The organism is Nocardia sp. NPDC060220 (assembly GCF_042727815.1).
GTDB lineage: Bacteria > Actinomycetota > Actinomycetes > Mycobacteriales > Mycobacteriaceae > Nocardia.
In genome coordinates, this window is sequence record NZ_JBHWZY010000465.1 from 1 (window position 1) to 5,411 (window position 5,411).

At 67.1% G+C, this 5,411-nt stretch carries 5 protein-coding genes and 1 pseudogene; 5 read left to right on the plus strand and 1 reads right to left on the minus strand.

Annotated features, from left to right (window positions below; translation table 11 throughout):
* Positions 1–345, minus strand: a pseudogene (locus tag ACFWF3_RS22535) (hypothetical protein); the annotation flags it as partial.
* A gap of 148 nt (positions 346–493) precedes the next feature.
* Here ACFWF3_RS22535 and dop point away from each other — a divergent pair.
* The 5 genes from dop to pafA form a co-directional block, all read left to right on the plus strand.
* Positions 494–1,993 carry a depupylase/deamidase Dop gene (gene dop / locus ACFWF3_RS22540; protein ID WP_378988087.1) on the plus strand — a complete coding sequence of 500 codons (1,500 nt, stop codon included), beginning with the start codon at positions 494–496 and terminating at the stop codon, positions 1,991–1,993.
* A gap of 119 nt (positions 1,994–2,112) precedes the next feature.
* Positions 2,113–2,307, plus strand: coding sequence for a ubiquitin-like protein Pup (locus ACFWF3_RS22545; RefSeq protein WP_019047503.1), 195 nt, complete (start codon positions 2,113–2,115; stop codon positions 2,305–2,307).
* Positions 2,304–3,149 (plus strand): proteasome subunit beta, encoded by an 846-nt coding sequence (gene prcB / locus ACFWF3_RS22550; RefSeq protein WP_378988084.1) that lies wholly within the window; start codon positions 2,304–2,306, stop codon positions 3,147–3,149. Before ACFWF3_RS22545 ends, prcB begins: the two co-directional genes overlap by 4 nt.
* Complete coding sequence (gene prcA / locus ACFWF3_RS22555) at positions 3,146–3,919, plus strand: proteasome subunit alpha (protein ID WP_301901013.1); 774 nt, start codon at positions 3,146–3,148, stop codon at positions 3,917–3,919. Before prcB ends, prcA begins: the two co-directional genes overlap by 4 nt.
* A gap of 165 nt (positions 3,920–4,084) precedes the next feature.
* The coding region (gene pafA, locus ACFWF3_RS22560; RefSeq protein WP_379315167.1) for a Pup--protein ligase at positions 4,085–5,411 on the plus strand (1,327 nt) is incomplete at its 3' end.

Genomic DNA, 5,411 nt, shown 5'->3' on the forward strand with positions numbered 1-5,411 from the left:
CAGCAGCCCCGCGCGGTACGGATATCTGCCGGGCCACGGCCGACCCGCCCGCTGGGCCGAACCCTGCTGGATGGCCAGGCCGATCCCGAACATCACCGTCAGCAGGCCCAGGAACTTGCCCTGCGCGAGCTGCTGCAGCACCCGCTCGGACCACATCCAGGCGTTCTCGGGGGCCGCGGCGAGCTCGTCCAAGTAGCCGACCATGCCCGCCGAATTGGTGAAGATCCAGATATTGGTGCCGAGGGTGCCCAGGATCGCGATGCCGCGCAGCACATCCAGCGCGATCAGGCGAGCGGGCCGGGGCGCGACGGGCGCTTCGGTGGGGGGTGCGACGGCATCGGTCATGCACCGAGTATCGGCGCGTGAGCGGCCCGGCGGATCGCTCACGAGAACGATTCCGGGGTCCCCCTCTTGGGGGAGGTTGCCGGCCTCCAGCAGCCCCGCTGGGCCGAGATGCGGGTGCGGGTACAGCACGTCGCCTAGGCTCGACGGTATGCAGCGCATCATCGGAATCGAGGTCGAATACGGCATCTCGACCCCTACGGAGCCGACGGCCAACCCGATCCTCACCTCCACGCAGGCCGTTCTCGCCTATGCCGCCGCCGCGGGAGTGCCGCGAGCCAAGCGCACCCGCTGGGACTACGAGGTGGAATCCCCGCTGCGTGACGCGCGTGGTTTCGACCTCAGCCGGATGAGCGGGCCCGCCCCGGTCATCGACGCCGACGAGGTCGGCGCGGCCAACATGATCCTCACCAACGGCGCGCGGCTCTATGTCGACCACGCCCATCCGGAGTACTCCGCCCCCGAGGTCGTCGACCCGCTCGACGCGGTGATCTGGGACAAAGCGGGCGAGCGGGTGATGGAGGCGGCCGCCCGGCACGCCTCCAGCGTGCCGGGGGCGCCCCGGCTGCAGCTGTACAAGAACAATGTCGACGGCAAGGGCGCGTCCTACGGCACCCACGAGAACTACCTGATGAGCCGCGACACCCCCTTCAGCCACATCATCGCCGGACTGACCCCGTTCTTCGTCTCCCGTCAGGTGATCTGTGGCGCGGGCCGGGTCGGCATCGGGCAATCGGGTGACCACGCCGGTTTCCAGCTGTCCCAGCGTGCCGACTACATCGAGGTCGAGGTCGGCCTGGAGACCACGCTCAAGCGCGGCATCATCAACACCCGCGACGAGCCACACGCCGACGCCGACAAGTACCGGCGGCTGCACGTGATCATCGGTGACGCCAACCTCGCCGAGATGTCGACCTACCTCAAGGTCGGCACCACCGCGCTGGTGCTCGACATGATCGAGGCGGGCGAGGACCTCTCGGAGTTCCAGCTGGCCCGTCCGGTCACCGCCGTGCACCAGATCAGCCACGACCCGACGCTGCGCGCCACCGTCGCGCTGGCCGACGGGCGCGAGCTGACCGGCCTTGCGCTGCAACGGCTCTACCACGAGCGCGTGGCCAAGTTCGTCCAGCGCGAAGCCAACGAAGACCCGCGCGTGCTCGACATCATCGACAAGTGGGCGATGGTCCTGGACCTGCTCGAGCGCGATCCGATGGACGCCGCGCACCTGCTCGACTGGCCGGCCAAACTGCGACTGCTCGAGGGCATGCGCACCAGGGAAGGCCTGGGCTGGGCCGCGCCCAAACTGCACCTGATGGACCTGCAGTACTCCGATGTTCGCCTGGACAAGGGGCTCTACAACCGCCTGGTCGCCCGCGGGTCGATGCAGCGGCTCGTCAGCGAACAGCAGGTGCTCGACGCGATGACCAACCCGCCCACCGACACCCGCGCCTACTTCCGCGGTGAGTGCCTGCGACGCTTCGGCGCCGATATCGCCGCCGCCAGTTGGGATTCGGTGATCTTCGATCTCGGTGGTGATTCGCTGGTCCGGATTCCGACGCTGGAACCGCGCCGGGGCACGAAAGCGCACGTCGGCAGGCTGCTCGATGCCTCGCGCACGGCCGCGGAGCTGGTCGAGCAGCTCACCCACTGACGCGATCGAGGGGTCGACTGCGCGACAATCCGATCGCTATCGACCACCTTGTCGGATCCGCTCGGTAGGGTTGTGGGACACACACGATCATCGTGATGAGGAAGAGGAGGTCGGCTGCCATGGCACAAGAGCAGACCAAGCGCGCCGGGGGTGGCGACGAGGACGAGGGCCCCGAGGGCGTAGACGCGGCAGGGCAGGAACGCCGCGAGAAGCTGGCGGAGGAAACCGACGACTTGCTCGATGAGATCGATGACGTGCTCGAAGAGAACGCCGAAGACTTCGTGCGGGCATATGTGCAGAAGGGCGGCCAGTGACCCCAGGTGACCCCTTGCGCCTCCACGCGGGGCGGGCTCTCTCCTCGTTCACCGAACATCTCCGCATGCACGCTCCGGACCTGTTGCCCGCCAACAGGTTCCCGATCTCGGATCTGACCGCGACGAAGGATCTGGCGCCGCACGGCACCACCATCGTCGCGGTCACCTACCGTGGCGGCGTGCTGATCGCGGGCGACCGCAGGGCCACCATGGGCAACCTGCTCGCCAGCCGCGACACCGAGAAGGTGTACATCACCGACACCTTCTCGGCCGCGGGTATCGCCGGTACCGCGGGCATCGCGATCGAGATGGTGCGGCTGTTCGCCGTGGAGCTGGAGTACTACGAGAAGATCGAAGGCGTGCCGCTCACCTTCGACGGTAAAGCCAACAAGCTGTCGAAAATGGTTCGCGACAACCTGCCTGCCGCCATGCAGGGCCTGGCAGCGATCCCGCTGCTGGTCGGTTTCGACGACCAGATCCTCGACCCCGACCGGTCCGGCCGCATCGTGTCCTACGACGTGGTCGGCGGGCGTAGCGAGGAGCGGTTCGGCTACACCGCCGTCGGCTCCGGTTCGACGTTCGCGAAGTCGTCGCTGAAGAAGCTCTACCAGCGCGGCATCGACCAGGACCGGGCGCTGCGGATCGCGGTGGAATCACTGTTCGACGCCGCCGACGACGACACCGCCACCGGCGGTCCCGACATGCTGCGCGGGATCTACCCGACAGCGGTGGTGATCGACGCCGACGGTGCGGACGAGATCGGTGAGGATCGTCTCGCCGAGATCGCCCGCGGTGTGATCGCCGATCGGGAAGCCGCGGAAGAAGGGGGCGCCGTCCTATGACGCTGCCGTATTACGCCTCGGCCGAGCAGATCATGCGCGACAAGACCGAGCTCGCCCGTAAGGGCATCGGTCGCGGTCGCAGCGTGATCGTGCTGGTCTACGCCGACGGCGTGCTGTTCGTCGCCGAGAACCCCTCGGCGACGTTGCACAAGGTCAGCGAGCTCTACGACCGCGTCGGATTCTCCGCGGTCGGCAAGTACAACGAGTTCGAGGCACTGCGCCGCGGCGGCATCTTGCAGGCCGACCTCAAGGGTTACCAGTACGACCGGCGCGATGTCACCGGGCGTGGACTGGCCAACCTGTACGCGCAGACCCTCGGGTCGATCTTCACCGATCAGCTCAAGCCCTACGAGGTGGAGATCTGCGTCGCCGAGGTGGGTTATCCCGAACAGTCACCGACCTCGGTGCTGTACCGGATCACCTTCGACGGGTCCATCGTCGACGAACGCGAGTACGTCGTCATGGGTGGCACCACCGAGCCGATCCTGACCCAGCTCAAAGCCACCTACAAGCCGGGTCTGTCCCTGGACGACGCGTTGAAGGTGGCGATCGGCGCACTGCTGGCCGGTCAGCCCGAAGCCGACAAGGACAAGCGTTCGCTCGGTGAGGCCTCGCTCGAGGTGGCCACGCTCGAGCAGCAGCGGCCGCGCCGGGCGTTCCGCAGGCTGCAGGGCCCCGCCCTGGAGTCGGCGCTGGCCGCGTCGAAGTCCAAGCCCAAGCCGGTCAAAGAGGCGAAGCTGCCAGAACCCGACGACGACGCGGGGAAATAACCCACCGTCACGATCATGATCGGGCCTGCGAATCGCACCGGTTCGCAGGCCTGATCTCGTCGTGTGCGCGGAGGTCGTTCGCTGTCCGAATCGTTGTGAACACGTATGCGAATGGGATGTCAGGAGCGCCGCGCGGGCACTGGTCATGGCTGTACTGTCGATAGTGTGCAGCGACGAATCATGGGGATCGAGACCGAGTTCGGTGTGACATGCACCTTCCACGGTCACCGTCGGCTGTCCCCCGACGAGGTAGCCCGGTACTTGTTCCGCCGGGTGGTGTCCTGGGGCCGTAGCTCCAATGTCTTCCTTCGCAACGGTGCCAGGTTGTACCTCGACGTCGGATCGCATCCCGAGTACGCCACCGCCGAATGCGACAGCCTGGTCCAGTTGGTCACCCACGACCGGGCCGGCGAGCGGGTGCTGGAGGACCTGCTCATAGACGCCGAACAGCGCCTCGCCGAAGAAGGCATCGGCGGCGACATCTACCTGTTCAAGAACAACACCGACTCCGCGGGCAACTCCTACGGCTGCCACGAGAACTTCCTCGTGGTCCGGGCGGGCGAGTTCTCCCGGATCTCGGATGTGCTGCTCCCGTTCCTGGTCACCCGCCAGCTCATCTGTGGCGCGGGCAAGGTGCTGCAGACGCCGAAGGCGGCCACGTTCTGCCTGTCACAGCGCGCCGAGCACATCTGGGAGGGCGTCTCCTCGGCGACCACCCGCTCGCGCCCGATCATCAACACCCGCGACGAGCCGCACGCCGACGCCGAGAAGTACCGGCGCCTGCACGTGATCGTCGGTGACTCCAACATGGCCGAACCGACCACCATGCTCAAGGTCGGTACCGCCTCGCTGGTGCTGGAGATGATCGAGGCAGGGGTGTCGTTCCGCGATTTCGCGCTCGACAACCCGATACGGGCCATTCGCGAGGTCAGCCACGATCTCACCGGTCGCCGTCCCGTGCGCCTGGCCGGCGGGCGCCAGGCCAGTGCCCTGGAGATCCAGCGCGAGTACTACGCCCGCGCCGTCGAGCACCTGCGCAACCGCGATCGCGATCCGCAGGTCGACGCGGTGGTGGATCTGTGGGGTCGCACGCTCGACGCGGTCGAGGCGCAGGACTTCGCCAAGGTCGACACCGAGATCGACTGGGTGATCAAGCGCAAGCTGTTCCAGCGCTACCAGGACCGCTACAGCATGGAGATGTCGGATCCCAAGATCGCCCAGCTGGATCTGGCCTACCACGACATCAAGCGTGGTCGCGGGGTCTTCGACCTGCTCCAGCGCAAGGGTCTGGCCAAGCGGATCACCGAGGACGACGCCGTCGATGCCGCCGTGGACACCCCGCCGCAGACGACGCGAGCCAAGCTGCGTGGTGACTTCATCACCGCCGCGCAGGAAGCCGGCCGCGACTTCACCGTCGACTGGGTGCACCTCAAGCTGAACGATCAGGCGCAGCGCACGGTGCTGTGCAAGGATCCGTTCCGATCGGTCGACG

What these genes read in the sequence shown, in the direction of transcription:
- dop (WP_378988087.1), top strand. Translation starts at nt 494, where the DNA reads ATGCAGCGCATCATCGGAATCGAGGTCGAATACGGCATCTCGACCCCT.
- ACFWF3_RS22545 (WP_019047503.1), top strand. Translation starts at nt 2,113, where the DNA reads ATGGCACAAGAGCAGACCAAGCGCGCCGGGGGTGGCGACGAGGACGAG.
- prcA (WP_301901013.1), top strand. Translation starts at nt 3,146, where the DNA reads ATGACGCTGCCGTATTACGCCTCGGCCGAGCAGATCATGCGCGACAAG.